Source organism: Novipirellula herctigrandis (assembly GCA_007859835.1).
Taxonomy (GTDB): domain Bacteria; phylum Planctomycetota; class Planctomycetia; order Pirellulales; family Pirellulaceae; genus Novipirellula_A; species Novipirellula_A herctigrandis.
Genome location: SJPJ01000001.1, coordinates 6,211,215 through 6,235,482, shown reverse-complemented (window position 1 = coordinate 6,235,482; position 24,268 = coordinate 6,211,215). Strand labels below are relative to the sequence as shown.

Here is a 24,268-nt window from a genome sequence, read left to right as displayed (position 1 = left end):
CAGTTCTGGCGTGAAAGAACCATTCTGAAGACAGCGATTTTTGAATTCAAAAATCCCGTCTTCGTTGAGCACGATGAGATGAGACGTGCGGTGGAATTAGCTAACATGACTATCTCAAATAACGGCTTGTTGTTTTGTATTTTTGGAAAGGGTCTCTTTCACCAAGATCATTTTGATACCATAGTGAGATCACTCAAATCATTGGGCGATTGTTTTAGAACAGGGTCTCCCATCCACCGTTGATCGCGTGGGCCCTATCACGCGGGCCAAATCTCGCTGGCTTTATCAACAATATTTCACCGTATTCAGCACGCCATATCAATCGAGGAATGAACAAGATGCAACGGACGCAGGAAAAGATTACTGCACTCACCGATGCGTTGTCCGGTGTAATCCGTGGCAACCGCGAGTGCATCGAAGTGTTGGTAATCGCGCTGTTGTCGAATGGGTCGGTGTTGATGCAGGATGTCCCGGGTGTGGGAAAAACGACGTTGGCCAAGGCGGTCGCCAAAGCAATCGATGTCAAATTCCACCGTATCCAATTCACTCCTGATTTGCTGCCCGCCGATATTCTGGGGTCGTCGATCTACAATCCCAAAGAAGGTACGTTTGACTTTCGTCGGGGTCCGATTTTTTGTCACGTTTTATTGGCCGACGAGATCAACCGTGCATCGCCGCGAACGCAATCAGCACTTTTGGAGGCGATGAGTGAGATGCACGCGACGATCGAGGGCGTGCAGTACAACCTTCCTTCTCCGTTTCTTGTATTAGCGACCCAAAATCCAGTCGAATTTCACGGCACTTACCCGCTTCCGGAAGCGCAACTGGATCGTTTTCTGGTGCAGCTGGAATTGGGATATCCCGATGCGGAAACGGAGGTCCAGATTCTTCACGCCCAGGCGGTCTCACACCCGTTGGACGATCTCAGTCCGGTTTTAACGAAGGACGACGTAGTCGCCTTTCAAGCGATGGTGCGAAACATTCGCGTTGACGAGATCATTTCGCACTATATCGTTGAGATTATTCATCAAACACGACAAGACTCTCGGTTGAAATTGGGAGTCAGCCCGCGAGGTTCGTTGATGCTGTTTCGTGCTAGTCAAGCGGCGGCGCTCGCAGCCGGTCGCGATTACGTTTTGCCAGACGACGTCCAGCGATTGGCACCTTACGTTTTGTCACATCGTTTGATCATGACGCCGAAAGCGAAATATGGGGGCGCATCCGCCAAAGAGATTGTTGCGGAAATTCTCCGCAAAGTGAAAGTTCCGTCATGATTTTGGAACGCTCGCGTGCGTATCATTATCTGCGTTTTCTGTGGCAATTTCGGTTCACCACGGCCGGCAAATGGTTCGTCGCGGGACTAATCCTTTCGGCTATGCTGGGAAGCGCTTCCGTCGAAACGCCTATCTATCAATTATTTTGCGCATTGGCAGCGTTCTTTTTTATCGACCGAATCGTGGGATATGTGATGCGGCCAAAGCTACGGTTGCAGCATGACTTGCCCGATCGCACGACTGCGGGCCAAGATTTCGCTGGCACTTTTACGGTCGTCAACGAAGGTAAACGAACGGCCTATGACGTCTCTGCGAGCTTCTTTGGGCTACCCAAAAGCTTTGAGTCGCTCGACAAAGAAACGACGCACGGAGATTTATTGCCAGGCGAGTCGCTTCAGACAGCCGTGCGACTGCGTACTTGTCGACGTGGGATCTACACCTTGCATCGACCGCGTGCGTATTCCACGTTTCCCTTTCAATTGTTCCGTGATGGTCGCTGCCAATCCGATGCTCCGACGCTACTTGTGCTGCCGCACTTTCATCCATTGATCGGTCTCGACTTGCCCGTCGGTGCACGCTATCAACCCGGTGGCGTTGCTTTGACATCTAACATTGGCGAATCACCCGAATACATTGGTAATCGCGAATACGTTGCAGGTGACTCGTCGCGCCGCATCGATTACCGATCGTGGGCACGCTTGGGACGTCCGATCGTTCGGGAATACCAAGAAGAGTATTACTGTCGTGTGGCGTTGGTTCTCGATACTTTCGTCCCACCCGATCGAAAAGCGGGCCGCGAGGGTTTTCCCGATTTGGAAGCGGCAATCAGTTTGTCCGCTGCGATTGCTGACGCATTGTCCCGCGGAGAGTACTTGATCGACCTGTTTGCAGCAGGACCGGAACTGTATGTCTTTCGCGCTGGACGCCACACCGCTCACTTTGACAACGTCTTGGATATCGTCGCTGGGGTGGATGCATGTCGCAAAAACCCGTTCGAGACGGTCGCCCCAGCCTTGGCGGATGAATTGAACAATATCTCGACCGTCGTTGGTGTATTTTTAGATTGGGATCAATCGCGACGACAACTTGTTCGTGCCGCCGTTGAGCGAGGCTGTAGCGTCAAAATTTTCGTCGTGAAAGACGGCGAGACATCCGAGCCGATCGAGTTTGACGAAGGCAACGTTGTGCAATTGGGGATCGCGGAAATTCGTGATGGAGCGATCGAGACGTTATGAAGACGCGATCCTCTATCCCAGCCACCCCTATCGCACTGGCCCCTATCACAGCCCAGCGAATTTGGGGTTCATTGTTGGTCGTGTTGCAAGCGTTCGCACTCGGGTACTTTTTCCACACGCCACTGTTTTCAACCACTATCGCCATAGCCACCGTTTTTGCTGTGGTGTCAAAAAAACGGTTCTTTACTCCGCAAGTCGCACAGCGGTTGCCAATTCTATTGTTTGTTTCGTATTTGGTTCAGCGCAGTGTGCTGCCCGGGACCTGGTCAACGGGGGTCCGAAGTTTTCTGGTTCCTGATGCGGCTCTGATCGCAGAGTACTTCCTGCTTTACCAAGTCGCTATGCTGTTGCTTCGGCGCGAAGAGGATTCTCTGCCAAGATTCATGCCGATCTTGGCTATTACAGCGGTCGTATTTATCGGCGATATCCGCGTGGGCGTTCAGGGGCGAATCGTCTTTCAATTGGTTTCGTTAACGCTCGTCTTACTGTCGATCGGTTTCTTTTTCGCGAATGGCCATCTTGGTGCGGGTGAGGGAAAACGCACTTCGCTCAAGCACAAGTGGTTGCTCGTTGCCGTTGCTGCGTTTTGCTGCGTCACCGCTTGGGTATCGGCCAGCGGTTTGCACCGCTACGCACGCCAAATCGAAGCGACGATGAATGCCATGATTAACCCTTCCTATGCCCCGCAATCGGGCGGCTTCTCAGGAACCGGCCAACTGGGCAGTGTGGCTCGACAAAAAGGAGGATCGAGTGACCGCATCTCGCTTCGTGTCTTTGCCCAAGATGCACCGGGCTATCTCCGAGGCAAAGCGTTCGAGACCTACAACCGTGGCCAGTGGCAAAGCGAGTCGAAATCGAGGCCCATCGCTCCGACGCCAAGCTCTGATGCTCATCTTGATCTTTCCAAAAACAGTCCTTACGACGAAACATTCAAGCTTGTAGACAATGCGGTGGGGGACCAAGCCTCGCTTGAGGTTTGGCCCAACCAATCTTTCCAGGAAGTGCTCTTTACGCCCTTTGGCGTCATGACGGTGCAAGCGCCCATCGAACAATTGTCCGTGGATATCCATGCGATTGTTACTGCCGATATGATGCCGCCTGACACTCGCTATTTTGTGTGGCGAAGCGACACGGTGTCCGAGTGGGGTTCGGCCCAGGTTGCCTCGGAGATGACAGAAGATGATTGGGCAAGACTAACTGATTTGCCTGATGATCTTGATCCTCGGATTGCCAAGTTAGCGGAATTCATCATCGGTGAATCGGTGACGACTAGCGACAAGATTGCCGCCGTCGAGAACTTCTTTTTGGACCACTATGAATACCAAATTGGCATCGAGGTTCCAAGTGAAACCGATCCGATAGTGTATTTCCTGCTCGAACATCCGCCAGCTCACTGTGAGTACTTTGCCAGTGGTGCGGTTGTGTTGTTGCGATCGGTTGGCGTGCCATGTCGCTATGTCACAGGGTTCGTTGCTGTAGAAAAGAACGATTACGGCGACTATTGGGTTTCCAGGAACCGCGATGCACACGCTTGGGCGGAGGCTTATGATCCAGATCACGGGTGGGTGCTGGTCGAAGCGACACCGGCCAGTGGAATACCAACATCGCCCCAGCCATCATCGGCGGCAAGTCAAGCTTGGGATGCTGTCCGTACCGGATGGCAGCGGACCGTGAGCTCGATCCGTGCCGGGGGAGTACGCAAACTGCTAAGAGTGCTCGCGCAATTTTTCCTGCACCCTATCTCGCTGATTGTGTTTGGCATGATCACCGTGTCTCTTGTAATCCGCCATTTCCATCGACGGCGACGAAACGTTTCTTTGACTCAGCAGAATCCGATACTGACGCAATTCCAACATTTGCTTGACCAGATGGATCGTCGCTGGCAGCGAGATGGAATCATTCGCAAGCCTCACGAAACTCTTCACCAATTCGCAGTACGACTCGAACTGGACGGAGCAACACCCGAGCACCAAATTTCAGCACGATGGTATCGTCGTTTTGCAGCAATACGCTATGGAGGCCGAATCGATGCTGATGCGATTGAGGTGCTAAGGGATGAGAGTGGATTTTGATGCCGAGCCCCAGTTATTCGACGATAGAACGCTGCACATGCGTCGGCTCATTCGTTAAGATCAAGTGACATCAACGTCACCTAGCTATGATCAAATTCAACATACACGTTAAGAAAGTACAAGCCATCATGAACGGACGTGAACGGTATTTGGGCATCTTGAAATCTCAGCCAGTTGACTGGCTGCCTCGAACCCCAATCTTGATGCAGTATGCGGCTGAGTATATCGGATCGAATTATGCAGCCTTCGCATCCGACTATCGTATTTTGGTCCAATCCAACCGAAAGTGTGCAGAAGACTTCGGCATTGACCAGGTAAGTTGTATCTCTGATCCCTATCGGGAGACGCAGGGATTTGGTGCGACCATCAAGTATGTCAACGACGGTCCGCCACATAGTACGCATCCGCTCGAAGAAACCAAAGATCTATCGGTTCTTCTTTCACCCGACCCACTTTCATCCGAGCGGATGCATGATCGCGTGAAGGCCGCCGAAAAATACAAGTCCGAAGGCCAAGGCGAGTATTCGATACTGGGCTGGGTCGAAGGACCCGCAGCAGAGGCAGCGGACTTGCGAAACTTAATGAACTTCCTTTTCGATTTGATGGACGACGAGGCTTTCGCTTGTGAATTGATGGACCGCTGTGTCGATGTTGCAATTGCCTTTGCCCAGGCACAAGTCGACGCCGGATGTGACACAATCGGTATTGGCGATGCCATTGCCAGTCAAATTGACCCACGTACCTACGAAAAGGTAATCCAGCCTCGCGAGAAACGGTTGGTAAATGCAATTCAAGAGATGGGAGCCTACGTCAAGCTGCACATTTGCGGCAACATCACTCATCTACTTCCAGGGATCGCAGACTTGGGTGTTGATATTCTTGACGTCGACCACATGGTCGACATGTCCACAGTACGCGATACGGTTGGCAGTGCCGTCGCGCTAACGGGAAATCTCGATCCGGTTTCTGTCATCCGGAATGGGACACCCGAATTGATTCGAGAGGCAACGCTCGCTGCGTACAAAGCAGTTGGTAACCCCTATTTCGTGAATGCGGGGTGCGAGATTCCAGCGGCAACCCCGGCTGCCAATCTCAAGGCGTTCTGCGAACCGGTGACCTACGTCCCGTAATCAGCACTGCTTCGCGTCAGAGCGGGCAGGCCATTTTCATCCATAATATGCGTGAGCAATCGGCGCGTCTACCTTGTTCACTCTGAAACGAAAAAACCGGGAGCCAACGCTTTGCGTCGACCCCCGGTTCGATTTTGCATACACGAATCGTTTTCTATGCACTCTTGGTCGTTGGCATTTGGAACATCTTTCGTGATCCGCTGACGATACTTTCGTCAACCGTATAAACGCTGCCGCGTTCTTGTTCGGGAAGATCGTACATGATGTCTAACATGACTTCTTCGAGAATTCCACGAAGTCCACGTGCTCCAACACCCTTCTCCAAGGCTCTGGCAGCTACCATATGAAGTGCCTCGTCGGTGAACTTCAAATCGCAGTTTTCCATTTGGAACAACGCTTGGAACTGCTTGATGAGCGCGTTCTTCGGTTCTTTCATGACACGAACCAAACCGTCCTCGTCAAGTTGCTGCAGGTAGCTGACTACCGGCATACGTCCCACCAATTCGGGAATCAAACCAAACTGTAGGATGTCTTCGGTTTGCACGTTGCTTAGCAGTTCGTTGTCGGTCAACTCGCTGCGTTGGCTCGTTCCACCAAACCCAAGCGTGCGTTGCCCCATCCGTTTGCGGATGATGTCTTCGATGCCAACGAACGTTCCGCCGACAATGAACAAGATATTGCTCGTGTCGATTTGAATGTACTGCTGCTCGGGATGTTTCCGTCCGCCTTGTGGAGGAACATTTGCAACAGTGCCTTCGAGCATCTTAAGTAAGCTCTGCTGAACCCCTTCGCCGGAAACGTCTCGCGTGATCGAAACATTAGCACTGGTTTTGCCGATCTTGTCCACTTCATCGATGTACAAGATACCTCTTTGAGCCGCTTCGACGTCAAAATCCGCTGCATGCAACAATTTCAACAGAAGGTTCTCGACGTCTTCACCAACGTACCCAGCTTCGGTCAACGTGGTTGCATCACCGATAGCGAAGGGAACGTTCAACATTCGAGCGAGCGAACGAGCGAGAAGCGTTTTGCCGCTGCCGGTAGGCCCGGCAAGCAAAATATTGCTCTTCTCGATCTCGACATCCGACGTTCCTTCCCACTCGCTAGTCAAGCGTTTGTAATGGTTGTGGACCGCAACGGCCAAAACACGTTTGGCTGAACCTTGACCAATGACATATTGGTCAAGGTGCTCGACAATCCGCTTTGGAGTTGGGATCTCATTGAAGAGTTCCTTACTTGGGCCGCGTCGGCGTTGCTCTTGGTCGAGAATCGATTGGCACAATTCAATGCACTCGCCACAGATGTAAACATCACCTGGGCCTTCAACAAGCGGTCCGACATCCCGATAACTCTTTCGACAAAACGAACAAGATGCGTTCTTTTTAGTCGATGAAGTTCCGCGGCGTGAACTAGGGGTTTCCTTCGAGGGCATACACGGCTCCTGGTTGTGCTACCGATGTTTTGCATTGTCTGTCCATGATTCCCTGCGAATTTCATGAGCCGAAGCTCTCGCGGTGTTCACAAACTCAAATAGCAAAAATCAGTAACGCGTCAAACGGTTAGGGCCACGGGCTCAAATGCTTTTCGGTGACTTTCGCATCATTGTCGCATTCTCGCCGGAAGGTTTCCGATTCGAACGCTTCGTTGAAGGTCACGGTCACCTGATAGGTCATCCGTTTCCTCGAAAGACTCGAGCCAATTGTGGTTTAATTAATTGAAAACAAAAATATAGTTTCCGATTGAACGCCCTCATGGAATTGGAAGGGTCATCTCAGTCGAAAAGGTTTTCCACCGAACTTACGTTTAGCTATTTGAATCATCGTGTGGAGTCTGAGGGTTTGGTGCCGAAGGAGTTTGGCTACTCGGACTGTTTTCGTGGTTCGCGTTGGCTAGTTGTCGATGGGTCGTCGCTTCTATCATTCGGTATTCTTGGTCGTCGATGTCACCCCGTAAGTGGATTTCTCTCAAATTTGCTAGCGTATCCGAGGCGGTTTCCCGGTCGTTGGCGTTGTAGTCGCGAAACTTTGACACAAGGGAAAATGCCACAGCAATCAAGACGCATAGGACTAGGACGGAAAGCCCAGCCTGTATTGTAGGATTGGAAAAGAAATCTGTCATAACCTTTCTTCTCGGCAAATGCGGTGGTGATCGTTTTGGTTGACAAATCCCACGTGTTCGACCTCCTTTCTTTTCGCGTGGCGAGTCCATTGGGGCGACAAGCGAATGATAGGAGTGTCCACCAAGCAGGGTCCAGCAATTTTGACCACTTCCGCTGGTTTTTTCCAGTTTCACGGAAATTACCGTCGTTTCACGCTAAATCCCATCCGCTCCTCGCCGAGTTCAGCCACTCCTCGCCGAGTTCAGCCACTCCTCGCCGAGTTCAGCCACTCCTCAGCGATTTCGGCCACTCCTAAGGGGGAGGCATGCCAGCTCGGATTTATTGACGGCTCGGATTTATTGACGGCTCGGATTTATTGACGGCTCGGATTTATTGACGGCTCGGATTTATTGACGGCTCGGGGCCATTTGGAAACGCTAACGGGCCAACTGGAAACGCTAACGCTTGACGCACATTCAATTGTGCCGGCCATGCTAAGTCACTGGGAACTTTGCGCCGAGCCAGAAAGCAGGGACAATCAACGCAAAAATGGCCAACCCCCATACTGGACCAGCAGCCAGTACTGCGACAGCTGCCGAAAGAGGAATGATCGTCAGAATGCCACTACGGACCGTCAATTGAATCTTCTGGGGATTCGGTGCGCTGATACATCGATAGCCTCGCAGCGCCACTGGATAGACGATCATCGCAATCAAGATCGGAAAATGCAGCCACGGTGACAAGTGCCAAACCACCTCGCGTGGTGCCGTTTGCGGGGCGAACGCCAAAACCCCTGCGCCGATCATGGTCACCACCAAACCAACCTTTAGATTGTGCGACCAATCGCTGGCCGAAACATCGCGGGCCGCTTCGTTGCGAGCCATGGTCGTAATTCCCATCACATAGAGCCCAAACCCCAGGGCGATCGCAATAACGTACTTCGCGGTGAACGGTTCACCAGCATCCGGCAACAACAACACAGGAGAAGCACCTAGCAAGAAACTAAGCAGCCGACAAATCCCCATTGCCGCAGGCGCAAGCGGAGTATTCTTGAGCGGTCCATCGTAGAAATAAATCATCATGGCAAGTGCCGCAGCAATCGCCGCGGGCAACCATGTTGGAACGACCGAATCACTATGAATGAGCCCACTCAATGCAGCAAGAAGAATCCCGACAACGAGCAGTGCCCAGCCGATCATTCGAGCGAATTTGGAACAAATATTCCCCGCCGGAAGTGGACGCATCGGACGTTCTTTGCGGTCGGTTTCGAGATCAAAAACGTCGTTGAGAATCATACCGCCCCAGTAGAGCGAGATACCGGCAAGGACCACAATTGCCCATCGCGAAAGCGGATTAGGACCACGGGCGATTAGCAAGAAACCGGCGCTCACATTAGCGATAACGGTGAAAACTGTCGGCAGCCGAACCAATTGGGACCAGTAATAGATTTTTCCACGTTGGCAAGATTCGGCGTTCAAAGGAAGGCTTTCGTTAGGCCGAACCGACCAACGGGAGTTCCGGCACCGGCATGATCGAACATTTGCTATTGATGCCGGAGATCCCGTTGGTCGCTCGCGGCCTACGCCATCTTACCACATTGCATTCGCATCCGGCTTGCTGGCAACATCGATCCCAAATTGCTTCATATAGCGGGTTGTTTCGTTGATGAAATTCACTTCCGCATCGCGGTTTTCAAATCGAAATCGAGCGATCGGCGGTGCCGTGATTTGCCGGATGGCGTAGAGCTCGATCAACGTGATCAGCCGCGCCTTGCTGATTGCATTGGTGTTAACTGCATTGGGTTCGGACTTTGCATCAGCCGTGTTTGCCTCCGGCAGACTCCAAAATTCAAACCGCACGGGCAAGAACTTGCCAAAACCGGTTTCGTCGCTTCCTGTCTTCGAAATAGCGATCCGCACTTTCACCGGATACAGTGCTGGCCATTGGCTCCGATTGCTTGATTGCATCAGGCGTTCACGCTGCTCTTTGGACATCACAGCTGTGATCACCCAAACCGATTGACCCTGCATCGTCGCACTATCGACATGCAAAAAATGTTCTCGATCGATCGACTCCAACATCTCGATCCATCCTCCTACGCGAAGCCGAAGCGGCAATTGGTCGGCGGGCATCGTGCCACTGGACCATTCATCCAACCGGCTCACGTCCACTCGTTTGAGCGAGACTTGATCAGCGATCTCGGTCCGTGTCCACGCAAGCCGGCCGTCACTGATCTGTTGCAAGGTGTGTTTGCCGTCACCATCGTGCATGGTCATTTGCAGGTGGAATTGGCCCGTTTGGTTCCCTGATTGTTCATAAGTGCCGACTCCAACGACTTCGCGGCCGGTCGACCACACTCTTTCTCGAACCTTGGATTCGAATGCTGGACCACTCGCCAGCCCAAAAATGACTCGCCGAAGCAATTTTTTGGCAGCCGCATGCGTTCGAGGCTGCTCGTTTTCAAATTTTTTTTCGCTTGTATTTGGATCCGTTTCACGCGCTGCGATTTGAGACTGCGCCGTTGGTGATGGCGTGTCAGCGAACGCGAGATTTGCAAAAAAAGCAGCCAAAACAAGGGGTATTAGTACTCGATGTTGTCGCTGGCCCGTGAAACACATTGGCGTGAAACCGAATTGGCTTTCGCTGCTCAGGTTGTTTTGTTTGTAGCGATCGATCTTCATGGTCGGGTTATGTCGATTTTTTCAAAGATACCGCCTGGTTTGTGCCGATGACCAACTACGAAGAAAGGTCTGGCCGTATGCCATCGAAATCGTAGTTGTTTTCGCGGCAGCGCGTCCACCCAGATCGTTCACACTTACAAAACAAATTCAGTCGGTGTCACGTGCGGCTTTATTGCTTTCTAAGCAAGACAGACCACTAAGTACATCACCCAAGGAACGGGGGGAAAGATGAAACGGATCGTCACTCATTTGTCGCTATTGGCGGCCACGGCGGTGATCGCCACCGGGTGCGTGCCGGTTCGCCACAACTTGCCACCGGAACAGCGATTGCTGGAACCCGGTCCAGGCGTTGGCGGTCCGGGACCAGGCGTACTTGGCCCACCATCAGTACAACCAGGTATGGGCGGGGCGATGCCCATGATGATGGGAGCCGGTGGAATGATGGGAGCCGGTGGGTTCGGAATGAACGGCCCAATGCCCGAAGGGGCCATCGGAGCTGCAGGCCCCGATGTGATGCGAAGCGCACCACTGATGCAAATGGCGTCCAACGGCAGTAACGGCGACATCCAACTCGCTAGCTGTGGTCCCGAATGTGGATCTTGTGGCGATGGCGGACTTCTCGGCATCGGCGGCGGAGCTTACTCAAACATCCCCGCAGGTGGTGGTGTTACTTCGGGTATGTCGATGATGCCTAGTGTTCCTGCGACCGTCCAAGTCACTCTTGGTCAACCTGAAGGAATGCAAGTACGCTACGACGCAACCGGTGCAGGCATGTTCGACAGTGAACCGCTTGTCGTACCAGCTCGGCAAAACTTCCCACAAGGTGGATTGTATCGTTTGAAATTGACGAACATCCCATCACGTGAAGGTGTCGAGCTCTATCCGACCGTGGAACTTGCTCACGCAAACCCACGCACGGGAGCCTACCTTGCTCACAATTCGGTGCCAATTCAGTTCACCCCCGAAGACTTCGACCAAGTCCTCACTGGTAACTTCGTCACCAAAGTCATTTACCTTCCCGATCCCGATTTCCAAGGTCCAGCCTTGGCCGGTATCGACACCTTGGTCAGCACGCGGCTTGATCCAGGCATCGACCCGATCGTGGAAGCCGACCGACGCGGTTCGATCCTAGCGATCATCCGATTGGGCGACAAAGACATTGAAATGGCCGGAACCGGTCAAGTCAGTGGTGGCATGATGGGTGCTCCCATCGCCGGACTACCTGCACCATTCGCAGCGGCAATGACCGAAGGGTGTGGCAGCTGTGCAGGTGACGGTTCAGGCTGCTCATCGACCCCGATGGGACTGCCCGGAATGATCGCGGGTGTCAATGCTCCTCAATACGGCATGCCTATCACAGGCACACCGATTGGGTTGGCCGGACCACCTCACATTCCACTCGGTCACCCAGCGGGATTGAAGAAGCATGTGATCAAGAACCACACGCCTATGCATATCCCACGACCTGTGGACAAGGTGAAGATGAGTGTGCGAATGCAGCCTGGATACAGCTATCCAAACCCTGTCAGTCGCGTTCGTATCACCGAGCAGAACATTCATCCCGGTGTACCTAACCAACGCGGTTTGTATCAACACGCTAGCCAGCAAGTTGATCCCGATTGCCGTCAGTAAACAGGTTTGAATGAAGTTGAAAAAGCGAAACGCGGCGATTGCTCGAAAGACACGCCGCGTTTCTTGTAAGTAAATGTTGTTGTCCAGCCCGCAGGCGTCGGAAAGATCCAAGTTTGATGCGGGTAAAGCATGGACACCAACAGGCTAACGTATACCTACGGTTGGTTTTCGAATGACACCTCCCCAGACATCTCTGTTGCGAATTGCTGCATCGATTATCATGATCGCAGTAAGCGGTTCGCTGTCCGAAGCAGCCGATCCGAGTCTGTACCTAAGCAACACAGGCCAACATCGATTGCATTCCTCGGACATGCCACCAGGCCAAATTGGCCAAGCACGGCTAACCGGTCGCGGTCCCGTCCAAAGCTACTTCCAGCCGGTCGCTTTCTCCGGACCCAAAGGGGTCGGATTCTCGATGCCCGAAAGTGGCAACTTCTTCGGCAAGCCCGATTCATCACTGCAAGTCGGTTTGATGATCGGTGGCGTTTATCGCTTTTGCATTACCGGGATTCCTGGAGCCGAAGGTGCTGAGCTATATCCAACGATCGAATTGATCGACCGAATCTATCCACCACCAGGATTGGCGACGTCGTTTCCGATCATGATCAATCTTGACAAAGAGGACCTCGCCGCGGCACTCGATGGCCGCATGGTCACGCGAGTGATCTATTTGGAAGACCCTCAAACGGCATTCGCATTGCCGGAAACTCCCAAGACATCACGAGCGATCGATATCGCCGAATACCAAGATGCTTTGGAAGTTGCCGATCGATTTGGGCGTCCGGTTGCGATCGTTCGTATCGGGTCGGTCAGTCCACCAAGCGCCGAAGCGCTCATGCCACAGTTCTTTTTCGGGTATCCACTTTGGGCTCCGATTTATCAACCTGAGCAACCCGAGTACGCGGTGCAACCATGAGTCGAATCAAAACACTATCCCATCTAACCAGCATCGCCATCATGGTAATGGCTACGGGATGCCAGCTACCCGGACAACGGACAAACCCGGTGTCTACGCCATCGGCTCCGACACCCAACGCGGCTGCGGCACTGCCAGTGGCACCATCGCAATGTTCGCCGACGATCCAACAAGTCGGTTGCATCCTGCCCGGCACAGACCCCGCATGCAGTGGTGATGGATGCAGTAGTGACAACTGCGAAGCGGAAACTTTTTCCATCAGCGATTGTAACCCTACCTCACAAAGCTGCGCTAACGGATGTTTAGCGTGCCAATCGGATTGCAACGTCGTGCCCCACGGCTACGCGGACTACGGCCCGATGGCATGGAATGCGTTTGGAATCGATCCAAACGAATTCCTATGCAATGGTGATGACTATCCACCCGATGCATTCGTACGCCAAAACGACCAAATGGGAGGCCTCCGTCTCGAAGACACCGTTGTCGATTACACCACCGAAGCGGGCGACATTCATGTTCAACCGAGCAACCGAACGTGCATTTACTCGCCCCGATTTGCCTCCGTTCGAAAAATCACCGGCGCCATTTCCGGCGGCCGAGCGGTCGGCGCGGCAGGGTTCGCGTTACCCGTTGGACCGAATCGAGTCCAGTACGATCAACCGCAGCTAACGATGACCGACACAACGGAACTAGCTCACGCGGATATTACTCGGCGGATCGACGCAATGCGAGATCGCAACCGAGGTGTTCGTATCGAAAGTGTCCTGCAACCGGAAATCGCCGAAGATGTGCTCGAGGTTTTGGCAAAGCTTTCGGCAGTCGAAATCACTCAATTGCAGGAAAACCAACTTGCTTTGTTGCAAGAAGCTGCAAACGCAGCCGTAGCTTGGGCGATCGACGAGTCGGTCGAAGTTGCGATCGAAGACGTATTGCCACCGACCTTAACACGAGATCAGCGAGTCGAAGAGCTAACGATCTACGAATTCCCGGATGCGGGGCGACTGCAAATTTGCAAACTTGCAGACAAAAAGCATGCACAGCCGGGCGAGATCGTAACCTTCATGATCCGAGTGGAAAACGTCGGCGACTCTGCGGTTAGTCACGTTCACTTGACCGACAACTTGACCACACGACTTGAATACGTCGCCGACAGTCAAACATGCAGCGGCGGTGCCGAATTTAAGACCGAAGCGAATGAAGGCGAATCGCTGACGTTGATGTGGAATCTCACCGATACGCTGAAGGTGGGCGAAAGCGTCACGATACGCTTCAAGTGCAAAGTACGCTAAGGTTTTGCTTCTAGAGAGCGATTAGACCTAAAGTGAAATTCAACCTTTAGGTTGCGGTCGAGCCAGCAACCAATACGTCCCGAGTGCTACAGCCGTAAGACTGCACCGGGACATTCTCGCGTTTCGATTTCTAAGCTAACCGGCATCGCGCGATTGGGATACAATACAAGCGGGAATTCGCCTTTCCGTTTGCCTTGTTTTCATAGACTTTCCGATGATGCGTTTATCATCCGTTCTTTTCGGGTTACTTTTCTTAGTCGCCTCTGGTTGTTGGCCGAACTACCGTGAGGATCTCGACTACAACTACGAAGTCGTGCAAACATGGCCCATTGAAGAATTAAATTTCGGCGATTTGGTGCAATTCAATTCGGTGACATTCGCTCCTGATGACACCGCTACGCTTCGCGACATGATCGTGAACGATGCGATCGTCAATAATCGTGACGTACTACAAATTGGAATCGACACGGGACTAGTAAGCCTTCTCTGTCTGCAAAACGACGCCCGCAAAGTGGTCGCGATTGATTCAAACACGGCTGCAATCGAAAACACTCGCTACAATGCGGCGCGGCTTCAAAGCGAAGAGAATCTCGATGTTCGCCTAATTCCGCCCGATGGCTCCTCCCCCTTTTCCGTACTCGCCGCTGACGAAAAATTTGACATTGTGATTTGCAATTTGCCTTGGCAAGAGAATCCCCTTAGCCATAATGGCGACAAAACGCCACAGGCAACGGTACGTCAAGATGCGATTCTTGATGCACTACCAAAACGTCTTCAAGTCGGCGGTCGGTGTTTGATCATTTATGGAAACAAATCCGCTGTCGAGCGACTTCAAGGGCAATCGAAACAGCGTCCCCTTCAGTTCAAGCAACTTGATGATCGAACGCTCGACACCCTTAGCGAAAACTTCCAACCGGGAATGTTGATCGAGTTACGTTTATCCATACCTACCGAAGTAGTATCCGATGGCGAATTTGTGACTCCGTAACCAAAGTTATTGGACGAATGGATTCGCTCGTTTGGTTTTGATGGCGATCAAAATTTCGTTAAACCGATCACGGGTCGATTGTCAAGAGAAGAAAGATTGTTCCAAAAAGTGGCAGTAATTTGGCTTGCGACCCATACCCCTGCGTCACTAACATAAAGTTATTGCAAGACGTTTTCTAATTCATTTTTTTCTTGATCGTTATTTGGCATCATTGCCAAAGACTTCTGCGAGATATCACTTTTATTGGCAGGATACTTGATTCATGATTCATTACACGTGCGATCGATGCAAACGAGAAATCGATGCAACTACCGAAATGCGTTACACCGTTCAGATTCAGGTTCAAGCTAATTCCGATTCCAATCGCGGCGACTTCGACGAAGACATCGATCACCTAACCGAACTGCACCAAATCCTCGAAGGCATTGCAGACGACGAATTCGAGTTCCCGTTGCCTGAGACGAGCCATTGTTCGTCGTATGACCTTTGCCCTGAATGCCATCGCCAATTCTTAAAGAACCCGCTCGGTCGCGATTCCGTTCTTGCACTCGGTTTTAGCAACAACTAACGTCGAATCTTTTACTTGGGTTTTGTCGCAGTCATCAATCCCAAATTGACGCGACTTGCGGCTAGAAAAGAAAACTGAATTTGACCAAACCCTACCGACATTAGCATTTGCTCGGATTCTTTGAGCGTCTTCATCGCTCCACTGGGTGTGTCCAGTTGAAGTTTTAACGCTTCGACACTCTCAGCCAAGTTCGGTTTCGTTGGACCACGAAACAAATCGACAATCACGATTCGTCCACCAGACTTCGTCGCCGACGCGGCCTTTGCAAGCAACCGCGTTTGATCGTCGCCCCCGAGCCCGAAGAGTCGTTGGGCAAGCAATACGATATCGTAAATCGGTTCCAATGATTCCACATCCATGGGGTCGGATTCAATCACCGAAAACCGATCGGCCACATTGATCGAAGCCGCCATCGTCGTCGCTGCTGCCAACGGCCCCTCAACGTCCACCGCTGTGATGGTTGCCTTCGCATCGCGATGCGCCATCGCGCAACTCCATACGGCTGAACTGCAACCAAGGTCCAAGATTTTTGCTCCTTCAATTTCACCTTCGCCACCCAAATTCAAAATTTCCGCGGCTTGGATTGCCGCGGGAGTGTGAACCCACTGCGTCGCAGCAACCTGTTCGAAATAGCGAACCGAATCGACATTCGAACGTTCATTGCGTCCACGCACATGATCGGTCAGCTGACTCCATCGCGAATCGCCAAGATCAGCGTCATAGTTGCATAGCAATTGCGCCGCTGACGACAACGCTAAATCGTCACCGTACTTTTCCACAATCCCAACTGCGACCAGCGCGTCGACCAGAAGCGAGGTTGGTTCAGGCAACACCCCCAACAATTCGCAAAGTTGGTCGATCGTTCGTTGGCCGTTCCTCAGTTCATTGAGGATTCCCGTTTGGCGCGAACTGCGGAGCAGTTGCGAAACGGCATTGACTTTCATCAATTCGTGGTAATGGTCGAGCGTTTGGTCTTGAGCAGTCATGGCCGTGTCAGAAAATCATGGCTGGGTATAGGGAAGCGATGAGACGCAGTTGGAAGCGAGCTTACGATAGCGACGCGAGTGCTTGTCGCACGACATTCACTCGCTGCATCGTTCGCTCGAAGCCTTCAAAGTTCAGCGATTGATACCCATCGCTCATCGCGGAGCTTGGATCGGGGTGAACTTCCAAGATCAACCCATCCGCACCCGCTGCGACGGCGGCAACCGCCATGTCCGGCACCATGTAGGTATGCCCCGTTCCGTGACTAGGGTCAATGATCACTGGCAAGTGAGTTTTGCGATGCAGGTACGGTACACTTGCCAGCGGCAAGGTGAATCGCGTGTGTTCCTCGAACGTACGGATACCTCGTTCGCAAAGCATGACATCTGGATTTCCTTCGTTGAGGATGTACTCGGCGGCCAATAGGAATTCATCCATCGTCGCCGACGCACCTCGTTTGAGTAGCACTGGTTTACCGACTGCACCAACCGCTTCAAGCAATCGATAGTTCTGCATATTTCGAGCACCGATTTGAAGCACATCGGCGTACTTGGCAACCAAGTCGACATCGCCGGTGCCCATAACCTCGGTAACGATCGCCAAATTGGTTTCGTCGCGAGCCGCGGCCAACATTTTTAGGCCGTCCTCTTTAAGACCTTGGAAACTGTAAGGGCTCGTCCGTGGTTTGAAGGCACCTCCGCGAAGGGCCGTTGCACCAGCAGCCTTGACCGCGCGGGCGGTTTGCAGAATTTGATCTTCGCTTTCGACACTGCAAGGACCAGCGATAACGCCGAACTGGCCCGCGCCGGCTTTGAAGTCGAGAACTTCGATGCAGCTCGGTTCGCCGCGAACTTCGAGACTCGCCATTTTGTAGGGAGCCACGATCGGGACGACGGCCGACACCCCTTCGAGGACTTCGAGCGAATCTTTGAAATGCTCCCTTTTCTCGCCAATCGCTGCGACGACGACTCGTTCGGTCCCAACGATAACATGCGATTTTAGACCCAACGCGTCGACACGTTGAGCGACGACTTTAACTTGGGCATCCGTAGCGCCCGTTTCCATTACCACAATCATTTTTGCACCAGCAGTAGCTGAATTTAGAAATTCGTAACCACCATGATTCTGATTGGAGGACCGATTTTTTCCAACCGGTCTAAAAACGAGTCCCGCTCTTTTTCTACGCTTTGGTCCAATCGAGAGTCCAGTGGCGATCGCTGGTCATGTTGACACATTCGGCAGAGATTCCGCATTCGGACGCCAATTCGCGAGCTTCTTCGAGCGTCAAGGATGCGTGTAGCGATTGCCGAAGGAGCTGCTGGGCCGCTTCGGGTTCCCCTTCGCCATGGATCTCGACCAATTTTTCAATTTCGGGTTCGGTTACAGGTCGGTAAAGATCCCGGATAAAGACTCGCCCGTTCGATTTGACAAGTCGAATGGCGGTTCGCAACCCCGCAATCGGGTTTTCCAAATGATGAATCACGCTATTACAGGCGACCGTATCGGCCATGCCTTCCTCAAATTCATCCATCGCTTTGACGTCGGCATGCTGCAGCATAACGCGGTCGAGCAACCCCGCTATATCGACTTGTCGTTTGGCCATGTCCAGCATTTCCACCGACATATCGATTCCCATGACCTGCAACGCGTCGTCGCGCCGAGCAATTTCAATCGCAATGAGTGCTGGCCCACAACCAAGCTCCATCACACGCGGTCCAACCGCACCACCCGCAAACAAATCGTCGGTGAAAACGCGATTGATTTGCTCGTGGTTCATATCCAGGTACAAGATGGCTTCATCCATCGTGTCCATGCTTTCGGGCTCAAGGGTTCGTGGCAGGCTCAATTTGACTACTTTCCGAAGAGGTGATTGTGTCGTGAGGAAACCAATACACTACAATGTAGCGAACTTCGATGAAATTGTACTCGCCCCCGCTAAGCATCCGACCGAGGTTGCTCGCTTCTGTTCCATCCTCTCTCAACGAAATCCTTCTCATGCGATCTATTCGTTTTATTGCCTTGGGCGTTCTCCTGGTCTCGACCTGCGGACTTATTGGGATGAAGGTAGCGGATCCGCCCGGGAAGCAACTGCAAGTCTTTGCGGAAGCGTTCCTAGCCACGCTCGACCAAGAACAATCGACCAAGGTCACCGAACCGTATGATTCGGAGCAACGCGTCGCTTGGCATTTCATTCCCATGCCGACGCGAAAGGGTGTTGCACTGCGTGACATGAACACAGCACAACGAACTGCGGCACTGCGACTGTTGCGAACGGCCTTAAGTGAGGCGGGCTATAGAAAGGCGAGCCAAATCATGCTGCTTGAAGGCGTGCTGCGACAACTCGAAGGCCCCGGCAGCGAAGCGAGACGCGATCCACAGAAGTACTTTGTTACCATTTTCGGAACCCCCAGTGACACGGACGCTTGGGGACTCAGTTTCGAAGGGCATCATATGTCGCTCAATTTCAGCTGCCGTGGCGGAACGCTTGTCGATACGACTCCGCAATTTTTCGCATCCAATCCCGCCACGATTATGACCGAAGTCGAAGGACCACTGGGCAAAGGAATTCGTGTGCTTCGGGAAGAAGAGGATCTTGGTTTTGAACTTCTCGAAAGTCTCGATGACCAGCAAAAAGAAGTGGCGATCATCGCATCCAAGGCTCCCGCCGAAGTGCGATTCGCTGGCGAACCTCAAGCAAAAGTAGGCGATCCCGAGGGCATTCGATTCGGCCGCATGCAACAACCTCAAAGAGACTTGCTCAAGCGATTGGTGGCTGTTTATACCGATGCAGCCCCCGAACCGATCTCGCAACAGCGTCGTGAATTGATTGAAGCCAATGGCTGGGAAAAAGTCCATTTTGCTTGGGCTGGCGCAACGAAACCTGGCATTGGACACTACTATCGAATCCGCGGACAAAGTTTCTTGATCGAATTCGTCAACACGCAACCAGATGCTTCCGGCAACCCAGCAAACCACATTCATTGCTTCTGGCGTGACCTCACCGGCGACTTTGACTTACCTAACGGCGAATAGTCCTCTTTGCTTCCAAGCCGAAGCCGATCCGCAAAGATTCACGCAAAACCCGATCGATCCCTGACGTCGGAGACCGTGCGAGAACGTTATTGTGCTTTGCCTGTTTTGTACGTGATGATTGGAGCCGAGTGATGATTCGATTTAGGTGCCCCGCTTGCAGCCACGTCCTCCAAGCTCCCGACAATGCTGCGGGTCGGCGAGCCAAATGTACTCAGTGTGGCAAGGCAATTTTGATTCCGAAGCCATCGAGTCCGAAGCCACCGAGTCCGAAGCCACCGAGTCCGAAGCCACCGAGTCCGAAGCCACCGAGTCGTTCGACGAAGACCAATCTCACCATGGCACCGCCTTCAATGCCGTCCGCAATATCCGAGGCATCGAAATCCGAGGCATCAGAGTTCAGGACGCCCGCAACGAATGCACCGGAGGACAAGAAGGCCCTCGCAAGTCGCTTAGCAGCGAAACTGGCCGCTTCGGCGTTGCCGACCGAGACGTCACCCTTAAATCCTTCCGACACTCTGAACCCTAGCGAGGCATTCAATCCTAACGACGAACCAGATGATTTCTTTCATGCGCTCGATGCGGCGACAGCCACGGTGGATGCCGCAGTCAAGGCTCAACAGAAACGTCACGCTGCGGCAATCAGTGCGAAGTTGACTCCATCGCAAATCGCCGGCTGCTTTCAAGGTAAGTTTGAACCGGTATCGCAAGCTCATTCGTACGGAAAGACCCTGATTGGGACGGCGGGAATGATGTTGCTCTTGCCAGCTTTGTTTGTTTTGCTGGTCGTCATCGCCACAATTGTCATGGGATGGGGCTTGTTTACGTGGATGGGGAGTGAGCCGACAGGCAAATTACCAAATCCATTTATTGTCTTTGGGTTGATCGGCTTAGGGCTGCTGCTGCTTGCTGCTTGGGTGCCGATTTTCAGTATGGTCTTTGCGGTTATCGCAACCTTGTTTAGTGGTAATCGAAAATCGCCTGAAACACGGACACTGACTCGTGAAGAACAACCAACGATGTATGAGTTCGTTGACCAAATCTGCAAAAAGCTCGGTGCCCCCGCTCCGTCGCGAATCGATCTTAATTGTGAATTCAACGCGTCGGCTTCGTTCGAAAGCGGACTGCTGAGCTTCCAGAATAACGATCTCGTATTGACCCTTGGCGTTCCGCTGATTGCCACTCAAACGGCCGATCAACTTGCATCGGTGATTGCCCACGAATTCGGTCATTTCTGCCAAGATACGGGAATGCGAGTGCAGTATGTGCTCTGCAATTTGAACGGGTGGTTTATGCAGTCAGCGATCCACAAAGCCTATCGCGATGAAGTCGTTGCCTATGCAGTATCCAATTCCGAGGCGGGTTCGAGCGTTTTCGGTTTACTGTGGGCGATCACTTATGTGATTGGCTACATCGGACGCTACATGATGTGGTGGTTCGCCTACGCAGGGCACGCGATTAGCGGAAACCTATCACGCGAGATGGAGTTTGATGCGGACCGCTATGCGATTCACTTGGCAGGCAGCAAAGCGTTTAGCGATTCACAGACGCTGGTCCAACGCTATGCGGTTGCCTATGGCGTTTCGATCAGCAATTTACAGATGCTCTACGGGCAAGGCATATTGGTCGACAACATTCCTCGCTTGGTTCAGCATATTGGTAAAACGATGCCGGCGACCACGATCGACCGAATCGCCAATGCAACCGAAAAGGAACAGCAAGACGCTTTGGATACCCACCCACCGACACGCGACCGCAAGCAAGCCGCGATGGCATTAGCCAAACCTGGCATCGTTTCGGTCGGCCGGCCAGCACACGATTTGATCGAGCAGTGGACGAAACTTTGCGAAAACATTACGCTCGATTTCTACAGCGAAGTGACAGGAAAAAAGATCACTACAGACAACGTGACGAAGCTAGAAAACATTCTTGCCGCCGAACACAAACTGTTGTTGGACAAGGCAGACTAGCGGTTTATCCCAACCGATCAAGCAACGAGGATGATTCGATGAAAGCACTGGTTAAACGTGAACGCGAAGTGGGACTTTGGATGGAAGACGTCCCTGAGCCGAAAATTGGCATCAACGATGTCTTGATTCGAGTCGACCGCACCGGAATCTGCGGGACCGATATCCATATCTATAAATGGGACGATTGGGCACAAAAAACCATTCCTGTTCCAATGGTCGTTGGCCATGAATTTGTAGGTGAAATCGTCGACATCGGCAGTAATGTTTCGGACTTTCGCACGGGTGACATCGTCAGCGGCGAAGGGCATGTGGTGTGCGGTCGTTGCCGTAACTGCATGGCGGGGCGAAGACATCTCTGTGCCCACACCAAGGGAATCGGCGTTAACCGCCCAGGTGCTTTTGCTCAATACATTTCGTTGCCCATGACGAATGTTTGGCACCACGACCATTCGATTGATCGTGACGTTGCCTCCATTTTCGATCCCTTTGGAAACGCGGTTCACACAGCATTGACGTTCCCCGTACTTGGCGAGGATGTCTTGATCACCGGTGCTGGGCCGATTGGATGCATGGCGGCGGCGGTGGCGAAGCATGCCGGGGCACGACATGTGGTTGTCACAGATGTGAATCCTTGGCGATTGGATTTAGCGAAAAAACTCGGAGCGACTCTTTGTGTCGATGTACGCACCGAAAAACTTGCCGATGTGCAACGAGAACTTGGCATGCGAGAAGGCTTTGACGTCGGCATGGAAATGTCAGGGAATCCGGACGCGTTCCGTGACATGATCAATCAAATGAACCATGGCGGCCGAATTGCGATGCTTGGAATCCCCTCGGGCGAAATCGCGATCGATTGGAATAAAGTGGTATTCAACATGTTAACCGTCAAAGGAATTTACGGACGCAGAATGTATGAGACGTGGTACAAGATGACGGTTATGTTACAAAGCGGCCTCGACATTTATCCTGTCATTACCCACCGCTTTCATTGTCTTGATTTTGAAAAAGGGTTCGAAGTCATGATGTCGGGACAATCCGGCAAAGTGATTCTCGATTGGAATTTGTAACCCTACGGCTTGTTCACCCTCCCTCTCACACAATTCATCCTGATGTACGGCGAATTCAAAACGCATCTTACCAAACAACTAGAGCAAATCCGCAGCGATGGGCTTTACAAATCCGAACGCAAAATCACCTCTCCCCAAGACGTGCACATTCGCATTGGAGACGGGCGTGAGGTAATCAATTTTTGTGCGAACAATTACCTCGGCTTAGCCGAACACCCACTCGTTAACCAAGCCGCCCGTGAAGGCTTGCTGAATTGGGGCTACGGACTCTCTTCGGTCCGCTTTATTTGTGGTACCCAAACGATTCACAAGGAACTCGAAGAACGACTGAGTGAATTTTTGGGGACCGAAGACACCATTCTTTACACTTCCTGCTTCGACGCTAACGGCGGTCTATTCGAGACACTATTGACTGAAGAAGATGCAGTGATCTCCGATGAGCTTAATCACGCATCGATCATTGATGGCGTACGTCTTTGCAAGGCAAAACGGTTTCGCTACCGAAACAACGACCTTGTCGAGTTGGAATCGAAATTGCAATCGTCGGCGTCGTCACGTTTTCGCCTCATTGCAACAGATGGTGTATTTTCGATGGATGGAACGATCGCCAACCTTCGTGGCATCTGTGATCTGGCAGACCGCTACAACGCATTGGTCATGGTCGACGACTCACACGCGGTCGGATTCATGGGAAAGCGAGGCCGAGGAACCCACGAGCACAACGACGTGATGGGACGAATCGACATTATCACCGGTACGCTCGGCAAAGCCCTTGGCGGGGCCAGTGGCGGTTACACTAGTGGTCGGCGTGAGATCGTCGAGATACTGCGTCAGCGATCAAGACCCTATCTGTTTTCCAATTCCCTAGCGCCGCCCATTGTTGCAGGTTCGATCGCGGCGATTGAACTGCTAAGCGAATCGACGGAGCTCCGCGATCGTTTACAATCCAACACACAACTCTTTCGCAAAGGACTTCGTGAGGCCGGGTTTGACATCGTCCCAGGCGAACATCCGATCGTGCCAATCATGCTAGGCGATGCGTCGCTAGCTTCCACTTTGGCTGACAAAATGCTCGACAAAGGAGTCTACGTCGTCGGTTTCTCTTATCCGGTTGTCCCCAAAGGCAAGGCGAGAATCCGTACTCAAATTTCCGCGGCGCATAGCGAAAAGGACATTGAATTCGCCCTCTCAAAATTCGCCGAAGCAAAGCGGGAATTGGGGATCTAAAACACCAAAATCGGCAGCTCGTGTCGTCACGACCGTTCGCCATGAAGGTAGCAACGCCGATCGGCTCGCAACCCAACTTGGACAAGAAAGACGAGTCAATCTTGCCA

At 52.4% G+C, this 24,268-nt stretch carries 21 protein-coding genes; 13 read left to right on the top strand and 8 right to left on the bottom strand.

The genetic code is table 11. From position 1 onward, the window contains the following. Positions 1-338 precede the first annotated feature (338 nt). The 4 genes from CA13_RS22875 (at position 339) to CA13_RS22860 (ending at position 5,711) form a co-directional block, all read left to right on the top strand. On the top strand, positions 339-1,274 hold the full coding sequence (locus tag CA13_RS22875; protein ID WP_146400617.1) for an AAA family ATPase: 936 nt from the start codon (positions 339-341) through the stop codon (positions 1,272-1,274). Next, the gene (locus tag CA13_RS22870; protein WP_146400615.1) at positions 1,271-2,509 is read left to right on the top strand and encodes a DUF58 domain-containing protein; all 1,239 of its coding nucleotides are present in this window, start codon (positions 1,271-1,273) and stop codon (positions 2,507-2,509) included. The genes CA13_RS22875 and CA13_RS22870 overlap by 4 nt, the downstream gene beginning before the upstream one ends. Continuing rightward, positions 2,506-4,581 carry a DUF4129 domain-containing transglutaminase family protein gene (locus tag CA13_RS22865; RefSeq protein ID WP_146400613.1) on the top strand — a complete coding sequence of 692 codons (2,076 nt, stop codon included), beginning with the start codon at positions 2,506-2,508 and terminating at the stop codon, positions 4,579-4,581. Before CA13_RS22870 ends, CA13_RS22865 begins: the two co-directional genes overlap by 4 nt. An 86-nt stretch (positions 4,582-4,667) precedes the next feature. Further along, positions 4,668-5,711: a uroporphyrinogen decarboxylase family protein gene (locus tag CA13_RS22860; RefSeq protein ID WP_146400611.1), complete on the top strand. Its 1,044-nt coding sequence runs from the start codon at positions 4,668-4,670 to the stop codon at positions 5,709-5,711. A gap of 154 nt (positions 5,712-5,865) precedes the next feature. Here the strand turns inward: CA13_RS22860 and clpX are convergent, their stop codons facing one another. The 4 genes from clpX to CA13_RS22840 all read right to left on the bottom strand — a co-directional run bounded on the left by clpX (position 5,866) and on the right by CA13_RS22840 (position 10,490). Continuing rightward, entirely contained in the window at positions 5,866-7,143 is a 1,278-nt protein-coding gene (gene clpX, locus CA13_RS22855) for an ATP-dependent Clp protease ATP-binding subunit ClpX (protein ID WP_146400609.1), read from the bottom strand. Positions 7,144-7,514: 371 nt separating this feature from the next. Further along, positions 7,515-7,829, bottom strand: coding sequence for an SHOCT domain-containing protein (locus CA13_RS22850; RefSeq protein ID WP_146400607.1), 315 nt, complete (start codon positions 7,827-7,829; stop codon positions 7,515-7,517). 474 nt (positions 7,830-8,303) lie between these two features. After that, complete coding sequence (locus tag CA13_RS22845) at positions 8,304-9,287, bottom strand: UbiA family prenyltransferase (protein ID WP_419194714.1); 984 nt, start codon at positions 9,285-9,287, stop codon at positions 8,304-8,306. A gap of 111 nt (positions 9,288-9,398) precedes the next feature. Further along, positions 9,399-10,490, bottom strand: coding sequence for a hypothetical protein (locus tag CA13_RS22840; RefSeq protein WP_146400604.1), 1,092 nt, complete (start codon positions 10,488-10,490; stop codon positions 9,399-9,401). Positions 10,491-10,718: 228 nt separating this feature from the next. On the opposite strand from CA13_RS22840, the gene CA13_RS22835 reads away from it, so the two are divergent. The 5 genes from CA13_RS22835 (at position 10,719) to CA13_RS22815 (ending at position 15,883) form a co-directional block, all read left to right on the top strand. Further along, positions 10,719-12,122 (top strand): hypothetical protein, encoded by a 1,404-nt coding sequence (locus CA13_RS22835; RefSeq protein WP_146400602.1) that lies wholly within the window; start codon positions 10,719-10,721, stop codon positions 12,120-12,122. 172 nt (positions 12,123-12,294) lie between these two features. Beyond that, the gene (locus CA13_RS22830) at positions 12,295-13,038 is read left to right on the top strand and encodes a hypothetical protein (protein ID WP_146400600.1); all 744 of its coding nucleotides are present in this window, start codon (positions 12,295-12,297) and stop codon (positions 13,036-13,038) included. Next, positions 13,035-14,327, top strand: coding sequence for a DUF11 domain-containing protein (locus CA13_RS22825; RefSeq protein WP_146400598.1), 1,293 nt, complete (start codon positions 13,035-13,037; stop codon positions 14,325-14,327). The genes CA13_RS22830 and CA13_RS22825 overlap by 4 nt, the downstream gene beginning before the upstream one ends. Positions 14,328-14,541: 214 nt before the next feature. Beyond that, entirely contained in the window at positions 14,542-15,315 is a 774-nt protein-coding gene (locus CA13_RS22820) for a methyltransferase (RefSeq protein WP_146400596.1), read from the top strand. A 262-nt stretch (positions 15,316-15,577) separates the two neighbouring features. Beyond that, positions 15,578-15,883: a hypothetical protein gene (locus CA13_RS22815; RefSeq protein WP_146400594.1), complete on the top strand. Its 306-nt coding sequence runs from the start codon at positions 15,578-15,580 to the stop codon at positions 15,881-15,883. Positions 15,884-15,894: 11 nt separating this feature from the next. Here the strand turns inward: CA13_RS22815 and CA13_RS22810 are convergent, their stop codons facing one another. The 3 genes from CA13_RS22810 to CA13_RS22800 all read right to left on the bottom strand — a co-directional run bounded on the left by CA13_RS22810 (position 15,895) and on the right by CA13_RS22800 (position 18,680). Continuing rightward, positions 15,895-16,869: a class I SAM-dependent methyltransferase gene (locus CA13_RS22810; protein WP_146400592.1), complete on the bottom strand. Its 975-nt coding sequence runs from the start codon at positions 16,867-16,869 to the stop codon at positions 15,895-15,897. Positions 16,870-16,930: 61 nt separating this feature from the next. Beyond that, the gene (aroF, locus tag CA13_RS22805) at positions 16,931-17,932 is read right to left on the bottom strand and encodes a 3-deoxy-7-phosphoheptulonate synthase (protein ID WP_473087479.1); all 1,002 of its coding nucleotides are present in this window, start codon (positions 17,930-17,932) and stop codon (positions 16,931-16,933) included. A gap of 115 nt (positions 17,933-18,047) precedes the next feature. Then, entirely contained in the window at positions 18,048-18,680 is a 633-nt protein-coding gene (locus tag CA13_RS22800) for a class I SAM-dependent methyltransferase (protein ID WP_146400588.1), read from the bottom strand. A 182-nt stretch (positions 18,681-18,862) separates the two neighbouring features. On the opposite strand from CA13_RS22800, the gene CA13_RS22795 reads away from it, so the two are divergent. Further along, the gene (locus CA13_RS22795) at positions 18,863-19,900 is read left to right on the top strand and encodes a DUF3500 domain-containing protein (RefSeq protein WP_146400586.1); all 1,038 of its coding nucleotides are present in this window, start codon (positions 18,863-18,865) and stop codon (positions 19,898-19,900) included. A gap of 211 nt (positions 19,901-20,111) precedes the next feature. Here CA13_RS22795 and CA13_RS35510 read toward each other — a convergent pair whose 3' ends face one another. Continuing rightward, positions 20,112-20,237, bottom strand: coding sequence for a hypothetical protein (locus CA13_RS35510; RefSeq protein WP_419194713.1), 126 nt, complete (start codon positions 20,235-20,237; stop codon positions 20,112-20,114). On the opposite strand from CA13_RS35510, the gene CA13_RS22790 reads away from it, so the two are divergent. The 3 genes from CA13_RS22790 to CA13_RS22780 are packed head-to-tail and all read left to right on the top strand — an operon-like array spanning position 20,236 to position 24,161. Beyond that, complete coding sequence (locus tag CA13_RS22790; protein ID WP_146400584.1) at positions 20,236-21,867, top strand: M48 family metallopeptidase; 1,632 nt, start codon at positions 20,236-20,238, stop codon at positions 21,865-21,867. The two genes, CA13_RS35510 and CA13_RS22790, sit on opposite strands and share 2 nt — an antisense overlap. A gap of 38 nt (positions 21,868-21,905) precedes the next feature. After that, a complete protein-coding gene (gene tdh / locus CA13_RS22785; RefSeq protein ID WP_146400581.1) occupies positions 21,906-22,934 on the top strand; it encodes an L-threonine 3-dehydrogenase in 1,029 nt (342 codons plus the stop codon). A 9-nt stretch (positions 22,935-22,943) separates the two neighbouring features. Beyond that, entirely contained in the window at positions 22,944-24,161 is a 1,218-nt protein-coding gene (locus tag CA13_RS22780) for a glycine C-acetyltransferase (protein ID WP_473087478.1), read from the top strand. Positions 24,162-24,268 lie beyond the last annotated feature (107 nt).